The sequence below is a fragment of the Escherichia sp. MOD1-EC5495 genome, assembly GCF_002965965.1.
Lineage (GTDB): Bacteria > Pseudomonadota > Gammaproteobacteria > Enterobacterales > Enterobacteriaceae > Escherichia > Escherichia ruysiae.
Genome location: NZ_PTRI01000008.1, coordinates 77,452 through 96,565, shown reverse-complemented (window position 1 = coordinate 96,565; position 19,114 = coordinate 77,452). Strand labels below are relative to the sequence as shown.

General features: G+C 48.3%; 15 protein-coding genes. 9 read left to right on the top strand and 6 right to left on the bottom strand.

Annotated features, from left to right (window positions below):
• The first annotated feature begins 7 nt into the window (after nucleotides 1-7).
• The 5 genes from gsiB (at nucleotide 8) to BEG40_RS08350 (ending at nucleotide 7,260) form a co-directional block, all read left to right on the top strand.
• On the top strand, nucleotides 8-1,546 hold the full coding sequence (gene gsiB, locus BEG40_RS08370; protein WP_000090189.1) for a glutathione ABC transporter substrate-binding protein GsiB: 1,539 nt from the start codon (nucleotides 8-10) through the stop codon (nucleotides 1,544-1,546).
• Between the two features lie 17 nt (nucleotides 1,547-1,563).
• A complete protein-coding gene (gene gsiC, locus BEG40_RS08365) occupies nucleotides 1,564-2,484 on the top strand; it encodes a glutathione ABC transporter permease GsiC (RefSeq protein WP_000936029.1) in 921 nt (306 codons plus the stop codon).
• Nucleotides 2,485-2,486: 2 nt separating this feature from the next.
• A complete protein-coding gene (gene gsiD / locus BEG40_RS08360; protein WP_105285221.1) occupies nucleotides 2,487-3,398 on the top strand; it encodes a glutathione ABC transporter permease GsiD in 912 nt (303 codons plus the stop codon).
• Nucleotides 3,399-3,575: 177 nt separating this feature from the next.
• Entirely contained in the window at nucleotides 3,576-5,924 is a 2,349-nt protein-coding gene (locus BEG40_RS08355) for a sensor domain-containing phosphodiesterase (RefSeq protein WP_105285220.1), read from the top strand.
• A gap of 7 nt (nucleotides 5,925-5,931) precedes the next feature.
• Complete coding sequence (locus BEG40_RS08350) at nucleotides 5,932-7,260, top strand: GGDEF domain-containing protein (RefSeq protein WP_105285219.1); 1,329 nt, start codon at nucleotides 5,932-5,934, stop codon at nucleotides 7,258-7,260.
• A 46-nt stretch (nucleotides 7,261-7,306) separates the two neighbouring features.
• Here BEG40_RS08350 and rimO read toward each other — a convergent pair whose 3' ends face one another.
• From rimO to BEG40_RS08335, 3 genes are all read right to left on the bottom strand, one after another.
• Nucleotides 7,307-8,632, bottom strand: a complete 1,326-nt coding sequence (gene rimO, locus BEG40_RS08345) for a 30S ribosomal protein S12 methylthiotransferase RimO (protein WP_000049371.1) — start codon at nucleotides 8,630-8,632, stop codon at nucleotides 7,307-7,309.
• A gap of 127 nt (nucleotides 8,633-8,759) precedes the next feature.
• Nucleotides 8,760-9,995 (bottom strand): oligosaccharide MFS transporter, encoded by a 1,236-nt coding sequence (locus BEG40_RS08340; protein WP_105285218.1) that lies wholly within the window; start codon nucleotides 9,993-9,995, stop codon nucleotides 8,760-8,762.
• A 254-nt stretch (nucleotides 9,996-10,249) separates the two neighbouring features.
• Nucleotides 10,250-11,332: a LacI family DNA-binding transcriptional regulator gene (locus tag BEG40_RS08335; RefSeq protein ID WP_000849772.1), complete on the bottom strand. Its 1,083-nt coding sequence runs from the start codon at nucleotides 11,330-11,332 to the stop codon at nucleotides 10,250-10,252.
• A 233-nt stretch (nucleotides 11,333-11,565) separates the two neighbouring features.
• Here BEG40_RS08335 and BEG40_RS08330 point away from each other — a divergent pair, with 233 nt between their 5' ends.
• The 3 genes from BEG40_RS08330 to yliI all read left to right on the top strand — a co-directional run bounded on the left by BEG40_RS08330 (nucleotide 11,566) and on the right by yliI (nucleotide 15,334).
• Nucleotides 11,566-13,620 carry a beta-galactosidase gene (locus tag BEG40_RS08330; protein ID WP_105285217.1) on the top strand — a complete coding sequence of 685 codons (2,055 nt, stop codon included), beginning with the start codon at nucleotides 11,566-11,568 and terminating at the stop codon, nucleotides 13,618-13,620.
• Between the two features lie 104 nt (nucleotides 13,621-13,724).
• Nucleotides 13,725-14,108 (top strand): biofilm formation regulator BssR, encoded by a 384-nt coding sequence (gene bssR, locus BEG40_RS08325; RefSeq protein ID WP_000497145.1) that lies wholly within the window; start codon nucleotides 13,725-13,727, stop codon nucleotides 14,106-14,108.
• A 110-nt stretch (nucleotides 14,109-14,218) separates the two neighbouring features.
• Nucleotides 14,219-15,334, top strand: coding sequence for an aldose sugar dehydrogenase YliI (yliI, locus tag BEG40_RS08320; RefSeq protein ID WP_105285216.1), 1,116 nt, complete (start codon nucleotides 14,219-14,221; stop codon nucleotides 15,332-15,334).
• On the opposite strand, the gene gstB is transcribed toward yliI, so the two are convergent.
• Nucleotides 15,331-15,957, bottom strand: a complete 627-nt coding sequence (gene gstB / locus BEG40_RS08315) for a glutathione S-transferase GstB (RefSeq protein ID WP_010354318.1) — start codon at nucleotides 15,955-15,957, stop codon at nucleotides 15,331-15,333. The genes yliI and gstB overlap by 4 nt on opposite strands.
• Nucleotides 15,958-16,202: 245 nt before the next feature.
• Here gstB and dacC point away from each other — a divergent pair, with 245 nt between their 5' ends.
• Entirely contained in the window at nucleotides 16,203-17,405 is a 1,203-nt protein-coding gene (gene dacC / locus BEG40_RS08310) for a serine-type D-Ala-D-Ala carboxypeptidase (protein ID WP_016159005.1), read from the top strand.
• 47 nt (nucleotides 17,406-17,452) lie between these two features.
• On the opposite strand, the gene deoR is transcribed toward dacC, so the two are convergent.
• Nucleotides 17,453-18,211, bottom strand: a complete 759-nt coding sequence (gene deoR / locus BEG40_RS08305) for a DNA-binding transcriptional repressor DeoR (protein ID WP_000450136.1) — start codon at nucleotides 18,209-18,211, stop codon at nucleotides 17,453-17,455.
• Between the two features lie 57 nt (nucleotides 18,212-18,268).
• On the bottom strand, nucleotides 18,269-18,865 hold the full coding sequence (gene ybjG, locus BEG40_RS08300; protein WP_000892325.1) for an undecaprenyl-diphosphate phosphatase: 597 nt from the start codon (nucleotides 18,863-18,865) through the stop codon (nucleotides 18,269-18,271).
• Between the last annotated feature and the right edge of the window lie 249 nt (nucleotides 18,866-19,114).

Genomic DNA, 19,114 nt, shown 5'->3' with positions numbered 1-19,114 from the left:
GAATCAAATGGCAAGAGCTGTACACCGTAGTGGGTTAGTGGCGCTGGGTATTGTCACAGCGTTGATGGCATCTTGTGCATTCGCTGCCAAAGATGTGGTTGTGGCGGTGGGATCGAACTTCACCACCCTCGACCCGTATGACGCGAATGACACGTTGTCACAGGCCGTGGCGAAATCGTTTTACCAGGGGCTGTTCGGTCTGGATAAAGAGATGAAGCTGAAAAATGTGCTGGCGGAGAGTTATACCGTCTCCGGCGACGGCCTCACTTATACCGTGAAATTGCGTGAAGGGATTAAGTTCCAGGACGGCACCGACTTCAACGCGGCGGCGGTAAAAGCGAATCTGGATCGGGCCAGTGACCCAGCGAATCATCTTAAACGCTATAACCTGTACAAGAATATTGCCAAAACTGAAGCGGTCGACCCGACAACGGTGAAGATTACGCTTAAGCAGCCGTTCTCAGCGTTTATTAATATTCTTGCCCATCCGGCGACAGCGATGATTTCTCCGGCGGCGCTGGAAAAATATGGCACGGAGATCGGCTTTCATCCGGTCGGCACCGGGCCGTATGAACTGGATACCTGGAATCAGACCGATTTTGTGAAGGTCAAAAAATTCACTGGTTACTGGCAGTCGGGACTGCCCAAACTGGACAGCATTACCTGGCGTCCGGTGGCGGATAACAACACCCGTGCGGCCATGCTGCAAACCGGTGAAGCGCAGTTTGCTTTCCCCATTCCCTACGAGCAGGCCGCGCTGCTGGAGAAAAACAAAAATATCGAGCTGATGGCCAGTCCGTCGATTATGCAGCGTTATATCAGTATGAATGTGACGCAAAAGCCATTCGATAACCCGAAGGTACGTGAGGCGCTGAATTATGCCATCAACCGTCCGGCGCTGGTGAAAGTCGCGTTTGCGGGATATGCAACGCCCGCCACTGGCGTGGTGCCGCCGAGTATCGCCTACGCGCAAAGTTACCAACCGTGGCCTTACGATCCGGCAAAAGCGCGCGCATTACTCAAAGAGGCGGGATATCCCAACGGTTTCAGTACCACGCTGTGGTCGTCGCATAACCACAGCACCGCGCAGAAAGTGCTGCAATTTACCCAGCAGCAGTTAGCGCAGGTAGGGATTAAAGCCCAGGTGACGGCGATGGATGCCGGACAGCGGGCGGCAGAAGTAGAAGGTAAAGGGCAAAAAGAGAGTGGCGTGCGACTGTTCTATACCGGCTGGTCGGCATCGACCGGCGAAGCTGACTGGGCGTTATCGCCGCTGTTTGCGTCACAGAACTGGCCACCGACGCTGTTTAATACTGCGTTTTACAGCAATAAACAGGTAGATGACTACCTGGCTCAGGCACTGAAAACTAACGATCCGGCGGAAAAGACCCGCTTGTATAAGGCGGCGCAGGATATCATCTGGCAAGAGTCGCCGTGGGTTCCGCTGGTGGTCGAAAAACTGGTGTCGGCACACAGTAAAAATCTGACCGGTTTTTGGATCATGCCAGACACCGGCTTCAGCTTTGAAGATGCGGACTTGCAATAAGCAACGCAGGGAGTGGAATGCTTAATTACGTTATAAAACGCTTACTGGGGTTGATTCCGACGCTGTTTATCGTCTCGGTGCTGGTGTTTTTATTTGTCCATATGCTGCCCGGCGATCCGGCGCGATTGATTGCCGGGCCCGAAGCTGATGCTCAGGTCATCGAACTGGTGCGTCAGCAACTGGGGTTGGATCAGCCGCTGTATCACCAGTTCTGGCACTATATCAGCAATGCCGTGCAGGGAGATTTTGGCCTGTCGATGGTCTCGCGTCGTCCGGTTGCCGATGAGATTGCCAGCCGCTTCATGCCAACGTTGTGGCTGACCATAACCAGTATGGCCTGGGCGGTGATATTTGGTATGGCGGCGGGGATTGTTGCCGCCGTCTGGCGTAACCGCTGGCCAGATCGCTTGAGTATGACCATCGCGGTGTCGGGGATCTCCTTCCCGGCATTTGCCCTGGGGATGCTTTTGATTCAGGTTTTTTCCGTTGAGCTGGGTTGGCTGCCGACTGTCGGTGCGGATAGTTGGCAGCACTACATTTTACCCTCCCTGACGCTCGGCGCGGCAGTGGCAGCCGTGATGGCGCGCTTTACCCGCGCGTCGTTTGTCGACGTATTAAGCGAAGATTATATGCGTACCGCGAGGGCGAAAGGGGTGAGCGAAACCTGGGTTGTCCTCAAACATGGGCTACGCAACGCGATGATTCCGGTAGTGACCATGATGGGCTTACAGTTTGGCTTTTTGCTCGGTGGGTCCATCGTGGTGGAGAAAGTCTTCAACTGGCCCGGACTTGGGCGCTTACTCGTTGACTCCGTAGAAATGCGCGATTACCCGGTGATTCAGGCGGAAATTCTGCTTTTCTCGCTGGAATTTATTCTTATCAACTTAGTGGTGGACGTGCTTTATGCCGCCATTAACCCGGCTATCAGGTACAAGTAAGGATGCGATTATTTAACTGGCGTCGTCAGGCGGTGTTAAACGCCATGCCACTGGTAAAACCTGATCAGGTGCGTACTCCGTGGCATGAGTTCTGGCGACGTTTTCGCCGTCAGCATATGGCGATGACCGCCGTATTGTTCGTTATTTTATTGATTGTGGTGGCCATTTTTGCTCGCTGGATCGCCCCCTATGACGCCGAAAATTATTTCGATTATGACAATCTGAATAACGGACCTTCTTTGCAGCACTGGTTTGGCGTCGATTCACTGGGGCGCGACATTTTCAGCCGTGTCCTGGTTGGTGCACAAATCTCGCTGGCGGCGGGTGTGTTTGCGGTGTTTATCGGTGCGGCGATTGGGACGTTGCTGGGTTTGCTGGCTGGATATTATGAAGGCTGGTGGGATCGGCTGATCATGCGTATTTGTGATGTGCTGTTTGCTTTCCCTGGCATTTTGCTGGCTATTGCTGTTGTTGCGGTGCTGGGAAGCGGCATTGCTAACGTGATTATCGCCGTCGCTATCTTTTCTATTCCGGCGTTTGCCCGACTGGTGCGCGGCAACACGCTGGTGTTAAAACAGCAAACCTTTATTGAATCAGCGCGCAGTATTGGTGCCAGCGATATGACGATTTTGTTGCGCCACATCTTACCGGGGACAGTCTCTTCCATCGTCGTGTTTTTCACCATGCGCATTGGCACCTCGATTATCTCCGCCGCCAGTCTGTCGTTTCTCGGCCTGGGAGCGCAGCCGCCGACCCCGGAGTGGGGAGCGATGCTCAACGAAGCGAGAGCGGATATGGTTATCGCGCCGCATGTGGCGGTTTTTCCGGCACTGGCTATTTTCCTGACCGTGTTGGCGTTCAACTTGCTGGGTGATGGTTTGCGTGATGCGCTGGCCCCCAAAATTAAAGGATAGTCACGGTTGAATATTGCTTGAAAGGGTAATGACCTCAGAGGAAATTATTGCCTTAAGCAAGTGTTGTAACTTTCTTCTAATTTTGTAGAATCGGGTAATTTTGTTAAAAAGCCGTTGCGAGGGACTATTTATGCAGCGGCACAGCGTACTGACAGTTATTTTGTTAAATGTATTAACATGCTGAGTTTATACGAAAAGATAAAGATAAGGCTGATAATTTTATTTTTATTGGCTGCGCTGTCATTTATTGTTCTTTTTTTCATCATTAACTATCAACTGGTATCGGAGCGTGCGGTAAAACGTGCCGATAGCCGCTTTGAACTTATTCAAAAAAACGTTGGCTATTTCTTTAAAGATATTGAACGTTCCGCTCTGACGTTAAAGGACTCACTCTATTTATTGAAAAACAGTGAGGAGATTAAACGTGCCGTCATCCTGAAAATGGAAATGATGCCATTTTTAGACTCAGTGGGGCTGGTACTGGATAATAATAAATATTATCTATTTTCGCGGCGGACGAATGATAAAATCGGTGTTTATCATCAGGAAAAGGTAAATGGCCCCCTTGTTGATGAAGCAGGACGCGTCATCTTTGCCGATTTTAATCCGTCGCAGCGCCCGTGGTCAGTAGCTTCGGATGGCTCTGACAGTAGCTGGAATCCGGCATATAATTGCTTTGATCGTCCGGGGAAAAAATGTATTTCTTTTACGCTGCGAATTAACGGCAAAGACCGTGATTTGCTGGCTATTGATAAAATTCATGTCGATTTAAACTGGCGATATCTGAACGAATACCTTGATCATATCAGCGCAACTGATGAAGTCTTGTTTCTGAAACAAGGTTATGAAATCATTGCCAAGAACCAACTCGCCCGTGAAAAATTGATTATTTATAATAGCGAAGATAATTATAATATTATTGATTCTGTCGATACGGAGTATATAGCAAAAACATCGCGCGTACCCAATAACTCGCTATTCGAAATCTATTTTTATTATCCTACGGGGAAACTATTTAACGCGTCAGATAAACTCTTTTATTTGCCGTTTGCTTTCATTATTGTCGTATTGCTGGCGCTTTACTTAATGACGACCCGTGTGTTCCGTCGCCAATTTTCAGAAATGACAACGCTGGTCAATACGCTGGAGTTTTTACCTGACTCTGCGGATCAAATGCAGGCACTGAAAATTCGTGACGGCGATGCGAAAGAGATTATCAGCATCAAAAATTCGATCGCGGAAATGAAAGATGCTGAAGTTGAGCGTTCAAATAAATTGCTCTCACTGATCTCCTACGATCAGGAAAGCGGTTTTATCAAAAATATGGCGATTATTGAGTCAAACAATAATCAGTATCTGGCCGCCGGGATCATCAAACTGTGCGGACTGGAAGCCGTCGAAGCCGTGTTTGGTGTCGAGGAACGCAACAAAATTGTCAGGAAGCTGTGTCAGCGAATTGCCGAGAAATATGCACAATGCTGCGATATCGTGACATTTAATGCCGATCTCTATTTATTATTGTGTCGGGAAAATATACAGACTTTTACCCGTAAGATCGCGATGATAAACGATTTCGACAGTAGCTTTGGCTACCGCAATCTGCGTATACACAAATCTGCCATTTGTGAACCTCTGAAGGGCGAAAATGCCTGGAGCTATGCAGAAAAACTGAAGCTGGCGATTTCCAGCATCCGTGACCATATGTTCTCTGAGTTTATTTTCTGTGATGATGCGAAACTCAGCGAAATTGAAGAGAATATCTGGATTGCGCGCAATATCCGTCACGCCATGGAAAAAGGCGAGCTATTCCTGGTTTATCAACCGATTGTTGATATTAACACCCGCGACATTCTGGGCGCTGAGGCGCTGTGTCGCTGGGTTTCTGCGGAGCGGGGGATCATCTCGCCGCTGAAGTTTATTGCTATCGCGGAAGATATCGGTTTTATCAATGAACTGGGTTACCAAATTATTAAAACGGCGATGGCTGAATTCCGCCATTTTAGCCAGCGTGTGCTCCTGAAACAGGATTTCTTACTGCATATTAATGTTTCGCCCTGGCAGTTAAACGAACCACATTTTCATGAGCGTTTTATCGCCATCATGAAAGAACATGAACTGACAGCGAAAAGTCTCTGTATTGAGATCACTGAAACTGTGATCGAGCGAATTAGTGAACATTTTTATCTCAATATTGAACAATTGCGTAAACAAGGGGTACGAATATCGATTGATGACTTTGGTACAGGTTTGTCAAACCTGAAACGTTTTTATGAAATTAATCCTGATAGCATAAAAGTGGACTCGCAATTTACCGGCGATATTTTCGGCACTGCGGGCAAAATTTTGCGCATTATCTTCGATCTGGCACGCTATAACCGGATCCCGGTGATTGCAGAAGGTGTTGAGAGCGAAGAGGTTGCGCGTGAATTAATCAAATTAGGGTGTATTCAGGCCCAGGGGTATCTGTACCAGAAGCCGTTGCCATTCTCTGCCTGGGACAAAAATGGGAAGTTAGTAAAAGAGTAGTTTAGGTATGTCCAGAATCAATAAATTCGTACTTACAGTCAGTCTGCTGATTTTTATCATGATTTCAGCGGTTGCCTGCGGGATCTATACCCAGATGGTAAAAGAACGGGTGTATGGCCTGAAACAGTCCGTTATTGATACTGCTTTTGCGGTGGCAAATATTGCTGAATATCGGCGTAGTGTGGCAATTGATCTCATTAACACGCTTAACCCGACTGAAGAAGAATTGCTGGCTGGCTTGCGCACAGCTTACGCTGACTCGGTTTCACCTTCTTATTTGTATGATGTTGGTCCTTATCTGATTTCCAGTGATGAGTGTATTCAGATTAAGGAGTATGAAAACAATTATTGTGCAGATATTATGCAGGTTGTTAAGTATCGGCATGTTAAAAATACGGGGTTCATCTCTTTTGACGGCAAAACCTTCGTCTATTATCTCTATCCGGTTACTCACAATCGCAGTTTGATATTTTTGCTTGGGCTGGAACGATTTTCGTTACTGTCAAAGTCACTGGCAATGGATAGCGAGAACCTGATGTTCTCACTGTTTAAGAACGGCAAACCAGTTACCGGTGATGAATATAATGCCAAAAATGCCATCTTCACCGTTTCGGAAGCGATGGAGCATTTCTCCTATTTGCCGACCGGATTGTACGTATTTGCTTATAAAAAAGACGTTTATTTGCAGGTATGTACGCTGATTATTTTCTTTGCTGCCCTGGTGGCAGTTATTTCAGGCACAAGTTGCCTTTATCTGATACGCAGAGTGATTAATCGTGGCATTGTTGAGAAAGAAGCCATTATTAATAACCATTTTGATCGCGTTCTGGACGGTGGGGTTTTCTTTTCAGCGGCGGATGTCAAAAAACTCTACAGCATGTATAACTCGGCGTTTCTTGACGATCTGACCAAAGCAATGGGCAGAAAATCCTTTGACGAAGACTTAAAAGCCTTACCGGAAAAAGGCGGTTATTTATGCCTGTTTGACGTCGATAAATTCAAAAATATTAACGACACCTTCGGTCATTTGTTGGGCGATGAAGTGTTGATGAAGGTAGTGAAAATCCTTAAATCACAAATCCCGGTGGATAAAGGTAAAGTCTACCGCTTTGGCGGCGACGAATTTGCGATAATTTATACTGGCGGAACCCTGGATGAGTTGCTATCGATTTTAAAAGATATTGTCAATTTCCAGGTGGGGAGTATTAATTTAAGCACCAGTATCGGCGTGGCGCATTCAAATGAATGTACTACCGTTGAACGACTGAAAATGTTGGCGGATGAGCGGCTGTATAAGAGTAAGAAAAACGGCAGGGCACAGATTAGCTGGCAGTAATTTTTATTAACGAACCGGGCAAATGATTTTGCCCGGCCTGAATTAATTAAACCCGGCTACCCCACAAATCGTACTCGTCGGCGTGCTCGACTTTCACACGCAGGATATCGCCCGGCTTAACGTTGGTTTCACCATTGAGATAAACTGCGCCGTCGATTTCCGGAGCGTCTGCCATGCTGCGGCCGATTGCGCCTTCTTCGTCTACTTCATCGACGATCACCAGAATTTCACGGCCCACTTTTTCTTGCAGGCGCTCGGCAGAAATCTGCTGTTGCAGTTGCATGAAGCGATTCCAGCGTTCTTCTTTCACTTCTTCCGGCACTTGATCTGGCAGAGCATTGGCATCAGCGCCTTCAACCGGGCTGTATTTAAAGCAGCCAACGCGATCCAGACGTGCTTCTTTCAGGAAGTCGAGCAGCATCTGGAAATCTTCTTCCGTCTCGCCAGGGAAGCCGACAATAAAGGTTGAACGCAGGGTCAGTTCCGGGCAAATTTCGCGCCACTGTTTAATGCGCGCCAGTTGGCGATCTACAGAACCCGGACGCTTCATCAGTTTGAGAATTCGCGGGCTGGCGTGCTGCAACGGAATGTCCAGATACGGCAGGATTTTGCCTTCAGCCATCAGCGGGATAACGTCATCTACATGCGGGTAAGGGTAAACGTAGTGCAGACGTGTCCAGATCCCCAGTTTTGATAACTGTTCGCACAGGCTGACCATACTGGTTTTTACCGGCTCGCCGTTGTGGAAGCCTGTACGGTGTTTAACATCAACGCCATACGCGGAAGTATCCTGGGAGATCACCAGAATCTCTTTAACGCCTGCATCTACCAGGCGTTTCGCTTCGCTTAACACTTCGCCAATCGGACGGCTCACCAGATCGCCGCGCATAGACGGAATAATGCAGAAGGTGCAGCGGTGGTTACAGCCTTCGGAAATCTTCAGATAGGCGTAATGACGTGGCGTCAGCTTAACGCCTTGCTCCGGCACCAGGCTCAGGAATGGGTTGTGTTTCGGTTTTGGCACGTAGTGATGAACGTGCTCCAGAACCTGCTCATAGCTATGAGGGCCGGTGATTTCCAGCACTTTTGGGTGGACTTCGCGGATCTGATCTTCTTTCGCCCCCAGACAACCGGTCACTATTACCTTGCCGTTTTCATTCAACGCTTCACCAATGGCTTCCAGTGATTCTTGCACCGCACTGTCAATAAAACCGCAGGTGTTGACGATCACCATGTCTGCGTCGTCGTAGCTCGGTACTACGTCATAACCTTCAGTGCGCAGTTCGGTCAGGATACGCTCTGAATCGACGAGGTTTTTCGGACAGCCGAGGGAAACAAAGCCGATTTTCGGCTGGGGAGTTACTTTGCTCATAGCTTAAAAAATATTCAGTTACAGGAAAGGTCAGGGCAGGGATTCTACAGAGTTCTGGATAAAATTTGTATCGTAATCTGGTCAACAGGCGAGGAAAACGCCCCAACTATCGGGGCGTAAATGGTTATCAGGCTACTGGGGTTTCAGTTAGCGCCTTTGCAGGCTGGTTGCTGGATTTGTCCCGCAGCGTAAAGACCGAAATAAGCGTGAAGCAACCGGCAATCGCCCCCAGGATGAGATAGGTTTCAGCAAAGCCAATGGTGTCATACAGATAGCCAGCAATGGGTGAATAGATTGCCGTGGCGATGGATGCCACAAAAAGCACCAGCAGGTAGACCGTCGAAGAGAGTTTGTGATCAAAGTTAGCCGCGATAAATTTAAACACAGACACCAGGATCAGTGGTTTTTCGATGGCATGCATCATTTTAACGGCCGCAATCCACACCGGTCCCAGTTGGATAGCAGAACCGGCAATGCGTAACGACATAATGGTTCCGGCAATCACTAATGCCCATTTTGCGCCAGTGCGGTTAACAAACCACGGCATCAGACAGAGAAATAGGGTTTCTCCGCAGACCTGGACAGAAGCCAAAATCCCGTACCAGCGATTGCCTTCTTCTGGCGTCGGAAATTGCAGCGAAAAATATTGTGCGAATTGTTGATCGTAGGTGTCATAAATTTGCGTTACGAACAGAGTGAACATCAATAAAAACCAGAACTGACTATTTTTCGCCAGTTCAAGCGCATGGATAGCTTTCAGCGAATTAGTTTTTTCAATTTCGGCCTCGGTAAGTTCGATTTTGGTAAACATAAAGCAGATTGCGGCGACCACAATGGCACAGCTTGCCAGCCAGAAAGAGAGATTAGGGTTGGTATCAATGTATTTACCCACAATCCACGCGGCGGCGGCCCATCCCAGAGAGCCCCACATTCTTACGCGACCATATTCAAAATGATAACGACGCGAAACTTTATCTATCCAGGAATCCAGAACGCCACAACCAGAATTAAAAATTATCCCCAGGTAAACGCCACCCAAAACAGCGCCCAGCCAGAAGTTATGAACCAGAAGCGGGGCATACACATAAATAAAGAATGGGCCTACGGGAAGTAATAATGCGACGAGGATCCAGATGAGTTGTTTCTTAAGACCAAATTTATCGGAGATGAAACCGAAGAACGGTTGCATTAATAACGCAATGAAAGCATTAACGGAATAAAGTAATCCTGTGCGTGTGGCGGTAATTTCCAGATGCTGTGTCGTCCATATGACAAAAAATGCCATCGTTGCCGACCAGGCAAAGAGGTACAGGAAATCGAAAATACTGAGCAAAATATAATTACGTTTACCGGGCAATAACATAGCCATATCCTCAATCACTGGCGTTGGGTCATTTACCGTTGGCACAGGCATTCGCTGTGCTTACTGGTTATTGTTTTGGTATGCATCTCCGTAAAATGTCATACGTTAACAATTTCATTTTTACTCTGACCCTAACAGTGATGATTAGGCAATGTGTTAAATGAATGTTTGCGATTTGCATCACAATTATTGCTGGTAATAAAAAAGATTTAGCGAAATAGATCACTAAATCTTTTTATGAGAACGTATTACTTTTATGCCTTGCGTGTTAGCTCATCCGCCAGTGTGCGAAGGTGTTCAGCAATATTCATCAGATCAGTCTGTGGTGAGTGCAGAGGGCCAGCAGAGTTACGCACGACCAGGCGACTGGGAAGGATGGTTGAAGAGCGGAGCATTGCGTGTTCATCGTCCGGTTGTAAAATCTGTTGAACGGCAATTTTTCCTTGTAAATCGAAGTCGATTGCGACGGTCGTCAGTGAAGGTTCAAAAAACGCACTCTCATAGGTGTCGTCATAGCCTATGACAGAAATATCTTGCGGGATTTTACGTTTTTGTTGATGTAAGGCGCTTAACGCCCCCAATGCCATCTGATCATTGGCGATCAGAAGAGCGGTCGCCTGTGGCGTTTCACGTAGCATCTGTAACGTCGCCAGATAGCCGCTTTGAGCGTCCCAACTACCGTAATGAATGGCCAGCGGCGTCAGTTGGAGTGAGGCGAGAGTATCGCGCCAGGTATTGAGTCGTAGCCGCGCCGGTACTGAGTTTTCTGGGCCAGAGATCAGGCAAAATTGACGATGCCCCAAATCGTAAAGATATTTCACGCTGGCGCGTGCACCTTCTGCAGGATTAAAAGTGACGTTAAACACCGGGCTATAAGGGTCCACGTCGAGAAACAGACACAACACATCGCTGTTTTCAGCAACCAGAGTTTCAGCCAATGCCGTTTCCAGCGGTGCGTTGATAATAATCTTTGTTACCCGTTGTGCTTTTAAGTCATTAATTGCAGCCTGAATACCTTTAATATCAACATCATCTATCATGGATATCAGCACCTGATATCCCTGTTCTCCGGCATATTTTTTCACTGCTGCCGCAATTTGCGAGGGGGCATGTAGGGCGAGCGAAGTTGTAACCAGTCCGACCGTTTTGCTCTCTTTCCCTACCAACTGTTGAGCTACGCGATTTGGAACGTATTTAAGTTCAGCAATGGCTTGCTCAATTTTTTGACGTGTTTTGGCAGACACGTTCGCTGAATTGTTAAGCACCCGCGACACTGTCTGATAAGAAACATTGGCATGACGAGCAACATCGGCAAGGGTTGCAGCTTTGGTTTTCATATTCGCCCCGGCTAAAAGATTTGTCACAGTATACCGCAGTGAATGTCATACGTATCACGCTCACCTGTCTCAGTGCCGGTAAGCTGACCCATCGAACCTGTTTGCAGGGAAAAACGCGTACTTGATCACATTCCTGCCGGACATTCCTTGCATAACGAAGCAATTAATTACTAGATGACAGTATTGTGAACGAATAACATTTTTTGTCTGTTTAAAACAATTCAGGAGTCAGCATGGACAAGCACCCACCGATCATCCCCAGAGCCCCATGGTTACTTCATGGTGCTGATTACAACCCGGAGCAATGGTTACATGTCCCCGGGATTCTGGAGAAAGATATCGCCATGATGCAACAGGCTGGTTGTAACACCATGTCGGTGGGTATTTTTAGCTGGTCAATGCTGGAACCCACAGAGGGGGAATATTGCTTTAACTGGCTGGATGAGGTGCTGGATAAACTTCATGCTGGTGGGATCTCTGTCTTCCTCGCAACACCAAGCGGAGCCAAACCTGCCTGGCTTGCTGCACGTTATCCAGAGGTTCTGAGAGTTAGCGCCTCACGCGAGAAAATGCTTCACGGCGGTCGCCATAATCACTGCCTTTCTTCTCCCGTGTATAAAGAGAAAGTGACGCAAATTAACCGTAAGCTGGCGCAGCGATACGCAAATCATCCGGCGGTTCTGGGATGGCATATCAGTAATGAGTATGGCGGAGAGTGTCATTGTAATGGATGCCAACAGGCGTTTCGCCGTTGGTTGCAGACTCGTTACACCACTCTTGAGGCGCTTAATCAGGCATGGTGGACTGGCTTCTGGAGCCATACATACAGTGACTGGTCACAAATTGAATCTCCTTCCCCATTAGGTGAGATGTCTAACCACGGTTTAAATCTTGACTGGCGGCGCTTTGTCACATCGCAGGTAAAAGAGTTCTATCAAATGGAGATCGCGCCGTTAAAAGCAGTACGCCCCGATTTACCAGCGACGACCAATTTTATGTGGTATTTCAATGACTACAACTACTGGGCATTAGCTGAAGTGGTTGATTTTGTGAGTTGGGATAGCTATCCCATGTGGCATAAACAGGAAGATGAACGCGCCGTTGCTTGTAAAACAGCGATGTATCACGACCTGATGCGTACTTTAAAAAATAAACCGTTTATTCTGATGGAATCCACGCCCAGCCAGACAAGCTGGCAGCCAACCAGCAAATTGAAAAAGCCGGGAATGAATATTCTTTCTTCCTTACAGGCCGTCGCTCACGGCGCAGACGGCGTGCATTATTTTCAGTGGCGTAAGAGTCGTGGCGCCGTGGAGAAGTTTCATGGTGCGGTGGTTGATCACGTCGGTCATCTGGAGACGCGTACCGGGCGCGAAGTCATACAACTGGGGCAACGACTGGCACATCTTAAGCAATTGGTCGGAACGAAAACCCAGGCAAAAGTTGCCATTATTTTCGACTGGGAAAACCGCTGGGCTGTCAATGATGCTGCCGGGCCGCGCAATTGCGGTATCCACTACGAGCAAACGGTAGTGGAGCATTACCGACCTTTCTGGGAGCAGGGCGTGGCGGTCGATATTATCAATGCTGATTGTGATCTTACGGGTTATCAGTTAGTTATTGCCCCAATGCTCTATATGGTTCGCGATGGATTTGCTGCTCGTGCTCGCGCCTATGTTGAAGCTGGTGGCAATTTTGTCACCACTTACTGGTCCGGGATTGTCAATGAAACCGATTTATGTCATCTGGGTGGATTCCCTGGCCCGTTGCGTGACCTGATGGGTGTGTGGGCTGAAGAGATTGATAGCCTTAATGATTATCAGCATAACGAAGTTATCTGCGAGCCGAATGCGTATGGACTGCAGGGGCAATGGCAGGCACGGGAATTATGTGCGGTTATTCACGCCGAAGGTGCACAGGTTCTGGCGCGCTATGGTGAGGATTTTTATGCGGGTACACCTGCGTTAACAGTAAATCACGTCGGACAAGGTCGAGCTTTCTATGTGGCTTCGCGTAATGATGCGTCATTTCATCAAGCGTTTGCCGCGATGTTGATCAACACACTTCATCTCCCAAAAGCACTTGCTACTGAACTTCCTGCTGGCGTTATTGCAACGCGTCGGACAGACGGCGAGCAGGAATGGGTTTTTGTACAAAATTACACTGCTCATGTACAAAATGTTGTGCTTCCTGGAGCGTGGCGAGTGACGGAAACAGGCAAGGCTTGTTCACAAGAATTAGAACTGGCGCCGTGGGGATGTGAGGTACTGGAAAGAGAAATAATGTAAATTCTTATTAATAAGATGTGAAGTATTGATCCCTGACAGCATTTTGTACAAAAAATAGCCATACTATTTAATTGCACAAAGGCTGCAAAGAGGAGGATCGAAGTATGTTCGTTGACAGACAGCGAAGCGATCTACTTAACCGGTTGATCGATGCAAGAGTTGACCTCGCCGCATACGTGCAACTGAGGAAGGCCAAAGGATACATGTCCGTCAGCGAAAGCAATCATCTACGAGATAACTTTTTTAAACTGAATCGCGAACTGCACGATAAATCGCTGCGGTTGAATCTTCATCTGGATCAGGAAGAGTGGAGTGCTCTTCATCATGCTGAAGAAGCATTAGCGACAGCCGCAGTATGTTTGATGAGCGGGCATCATGATTGCCCGACTGTTATTACCGTCAACGCCGATAAGCTTGAAAATTGTCTGATGAGCTTAACGCTGAGTATCCAGAGCCTTGAACAGCACACCATGCTTGAGCAGGCCTGAAAACTAAGGGGGAGAAAGCGTCTCCCCCTTCATGTTTAAGTTTTTGTAAAAATGAATTTGTCATCTCCTCCACTGACTACGCTTTAAGCCAGAGTCAATCCGGAGGCGTTATGCATCGACAATCCCTTTTCCTTGTGCCCTTTTTCTGTGTTTCTTCCGCTCTCTGGGCGGCTCCTGCGCCGGTAAATGTCGAAGTACTGCAAGACAAACTCGATCATCCGTGGGCGCTGGCCTTTTTACCTGATAATCATGGCATGTTAATCACCCTGCGCGGTGGCGAGTTGCGTCACTGGCAAGCAGGAAAAGGATTATCTGCGCCGCTTGCCGGTGTGCCGAACGTCTGGGCGCATGGGCAGGGAGGCTTGCTGGATGTGGCATTAGCGCCTGATTTTGCCCAGTCGCGCCGCATCTGGTTAAGTTATTCCGAAGTTGGCGATGATGGCAAAGCCGGAACTGCTGTGGGTTATGGCCGCTTAAGTGATGACCTCTCAAAAGTGACCGACTTCCGCACCGTCTTTCGCCAGATGCCAAAACTGTCTACCGGCAACCATTTTGGCGGGCGGCTGGTCTTCGACGGTAAAGGTTATCTTTTTATTGCTCTGGGAGAAAACAATCAGCGCCCGACAGCGCAGGATCTGGATAAATTGCAGGGTAAATTAGTGCGTCTGACTGACCATGGCGAGATCCCGGATGATAATCCTTTTGCCAGGGAATCCGGTGCGCGCGTAGAGATCTGGTCTTATGGCATTCGTAACCCGCAAGGAATGGCGATGAACCCGTGGAGTAATGCACTGTGGCTGAATGAACATGGCCCGCGCGGCGGCGATGAAATAAATATCCCGCAAAAAGGCAAAAACTACGGCTGGCCGCTGGCAACCTGGGGCATTAATTACTCAGGTTTTAAAATACCGGAAGCGAAAGGGGAAATTGTCGCCGGAACCGAGCAACCGGTTTTTTACTGGAAAGACTCACCAGCGGTGAGCGGCATGACCTTCTATAACAGCGACAAATTCCCCCAGTGGCAGCAAAAATTATTTATTGGTGCGCTGAAAGATAAAGATGTCATCGTGATGAGCGTCAACGGCGATAAAGTGACAGAAGATGGTCGTATTTTAACGGACAGAGGGCAGCGAATTCGTGATGTTCGCACTGGACCCGACGGTTATTTATACGTTCTCACCGACGAGTCCAACGGGGAATTACTCAAAGTTAGCCCACGCAATTAGCTAACGGGGATCATCACCACTTTACGCACTGCGGGGCGTTCGGTGAGTTGCTGATACCAGCGTTGCAGATTCGGACGCGGTGTCCAGGTCAGGCCAACGTTAAACAAATTGTAGATAAACGGTGCGATAGCAATATCGCCCACACCAAACTCGTCGCCAGAAAACCATTTTACTTTTGCCAGTTCCGCATCAAGTAGAGCAAACAGGGCATCGCACTCTTTGCAGCTGGCATCAATGGCGGCCTGATCACGTTCTTCCGGTGGCGTTCTGACTAACCCCATCAGGATCCCACGATGGGCATTGCTGAGCGTCTGGTTTGCCCAGTCCATCCACTTTTCGGCTTCTGCGCGACGTGCCGGCGAGTCGATCCACAGACGTTTTTGCCCGTACTGTGCAGCCAGGTAGCGGACAATGGCATTTGATTCCCAAAGAATTAAGTCACTTTCGTCGTCACGCAACAGCGGCACCAGCCCGTTGGGATTCATCGCCAGAAAATCGGCGTCATGGTTTACCCCAAACTCACGACCCGCCAAAATTTGCTCATAAGGCAGTTCCAGTTCTTCGAGTGTTAGCAACACTTTTTTAACGTTGGTTGAATTATTCCGACCCCACAGCGTAATCATACTCACCCCTTTTCCGACAGGCAGCCACAGGCTGAACAGGACTCCGATGGTGAAGTAAAGTTAACTTTTAAGCAACAGCGAGTAAAAAAATGACGCCAGAAGCAGCGAAGCGGCAGGATATTGCATAAACTTTAAAAACTTTACCAACTTACGGTTTCTTTAAACTTGTGTGTGCGTTATTAATCACCGAACTTATCATACGGCGATATAACGTATTTTTTTGAATGGATACTCGGGTGGCATTTATGACGCAATACTCCTCTTTCCTTCGTGGTCTTGCAGCGGGTTCTGCATTTTTATTCCTTTTTGCCCCAACGGCATTCGCGGCGGAACAAACCGTTGACGCGCCGAGCGTGGATGCGCGTGCATGGATTTTAATGGATTACGCCAGCGGTAAAGTGCTGGCAGAAGGCAATGCGGATGAGAAACTGGATCCCGCGAGCCTGACCAAAATAATGACCAGCTATGTGGTTGGACAGGCGCTTAAGGCTGATAAGATCAAACTCACCGATATGGTGACGGTCGGTAAAGATGCCTGGGCGACGGGAAACCCGGCACTGCGCGGTTCGTCGGTGATGTTCCTCAAACCGGGCGATCAGGTTTCGGTGGCAGATTTGAACAAAGGTGTGATTATCCAGTCCGGTAATGACGCCTGTATTGCGTTGGCCGATTACGTTGCCGGGAGCCAGGAGTCATTTATTGGTTTGATGAATGGTTATGCCAAAAAACTGGGCCTGACCAACACTACCTTCCAGACTGTGCACGGTCTGGATGCGCCGGGGCAATTCAGTACCGCGCGCGATATGGCGTTGCTGGGTAAAGCGTTAATCCACGATGTGCCGGAAGAGTACGCCATTCATAAAGAGAAAGAGTTTACCTTTAACAAAATTCGCCAACCAAACCGTAACCGTCTGCTGTGGAGCAGCAACGTTAACGTTGATGGTATGAAGACCGGAACCACGGCTGGTGCGGGATACAATCTGGTCGCTTCTGCTACTCAGGGTGATATGCGTTTGATCTCCGTGGTGCTGGGGGCAAAAACTGACCGCATCCGTTTTAATGAGTCTGAGAAATTACTGACCTGGGGCTTCCGCTTTTTTGAAACCGTGACGCCAATTAAACCTGATGCCACCTTTGTGACTCAGCGCGTCTGGTTCGGTGATAAGAGCGAAGTGAATCTCGGCGCAGGCGAAGGGGGATCAGTGACCATCCCACGCGGGCAACTGAAAAACCTGAAAGCGAGTTATACGTTAACGGAACCGCAGCTCACCGCGCCGCTGAAAAAAGGTCAGGTTGTCGGCACCATTGATTTCCAGCTTAACGGTAAATCTATTGAACAGCGTCCGCTGATCGTGATGGAAAATGTGGAAGAGGGCGGGTTCTTTGGTCGGATGTGGGACTTCGTGATGATGAAATTCCATCAGTGGTTCGGCAGCTGGTTCTCTTAATCTTCTGATGACCGGATGGCGCGAAAACGTCATCCGGTTATGCGTTATTAATACATCAACTTAATACGCTGCGTCTGCGCATACTTCATATACTCATCTTCCGGACAACAATCGCTCACCACAATATCAAAGCGTTTCAGCTCGCCCATGCGCGCCGGACGTACCTTGCCAAACTTACTGTGGTCGACAACCAGCACGTGCTTTTGTGCCATCGACATCGCCCAGTGTTTTACCGGCAACTCTTCAAGATTAAAACAGGTTGCGCCTTTACTGACATGCACGCCCGCTGCGGAATAAAAAGCAATATCCGGGCAAAAATTATTCAGTGTTTGCTGAAAATCAATGGGTTTGAAAATGGCGTTGCTGGCGTGAAATTCACCACCACAAAGAAACGCGCGGCAATGGGGTTTCTCTTTTAGCGCCAGAAAGGTATTTAGTGAATAACAAATGGCGGTGAAAGGGATTTCATTATCTATCGCTTCAATAATCCACGGCGTGGTGGTGCCGCAGTCAAAAAAGAGGGTCTGATCGGGTTCAACCAGCGTCGCGGCCAGTTTTGCCGCCCGGCGTTTTTCTTCCACCAGGCGGGATTTTTGATCGCTTAACAGGTAATGGCTGGCACTACGCGGTTCCAGAACAATATAGCCGCCGAGTAGTACGACGGGGGCACTGTTGTTATTCAAATCGCGACGAATCGTCATCTCTGAAACCCCGAGCAGGGCGGCGGCGTCCTTCAGGTGTAACTTATCGCTGCGTTTTAATTCTTGTAGTAACTGCCCTATACGCTCTTCGCGACGTGTTTCCATATTCCCTCTGAATAGTTATTGAAGCGAGCCGCCTGATATTACACTTTTTATCCGAAATCAGCCACGCACCCAGCCTTTACGTATAGGTAAGGCGAAACAGAAGCGATACCACAATTGCAGCTTCTGGTAGAGTATAGCCCCCACAGCCTGCCAGATAATCTGGGCGCTAAGGCAACCAATCATTCCTGCCAACAATCCACCGAGCATGTCCAGCGGCCAGTGAACACCGAGATATACACGTGACCAGGCAATGACCACCGCCAGCGCCATAAGGATTGTGCCTGACCACAGGCGATGCCAGCATAAAAATGCCAGCGCAAAGGTGAAAATCACCGTACCGTGGTCGCTTGGGAAAGAGTCATCCGCCGCATGATGCAGGAAGTTATAGCCGATATGATCAACAAACGGACGGTCGTGCGGAAATAAGTGCCCCATCGTCCAGGAAACAAACAGGCTGACTGCCAGCGCGATGGCGATTTTTATCACCAGTTGCCGTTGAGCCGTAAATCCCCATAGCCAAAGCACCGTAGCCAGCAGCGGCACTACAGTAATTAAATCTTTGGCAATAAAAATCGCTAACGAAATCATCCATGCGGATGAGTCTGGCGTCGCATTAATAAGAGAGAATAATGAGTAATTCAGATTTTCCAGCATAACTTTCAGACTCAAAAGGTGATTAAAATGGGGAGCCATCAGGCAAGTCGATGAGCATAAAGTGCGTGTTAAACAGGGTAAAGCAGCATCGTCTTATTTCACTTTCGGATTGGCTTACAACAGGGAATAGTAACGCGAAGGAATTAAATAAAGCTTAAAGAAAGAGTGGCTATACTCGGAATAATGTAAGAATGTGCTTAAGCGTGGTTTCAACTACAAAATTTGCTTTCTCGTTTGCTGCGCTTTTAT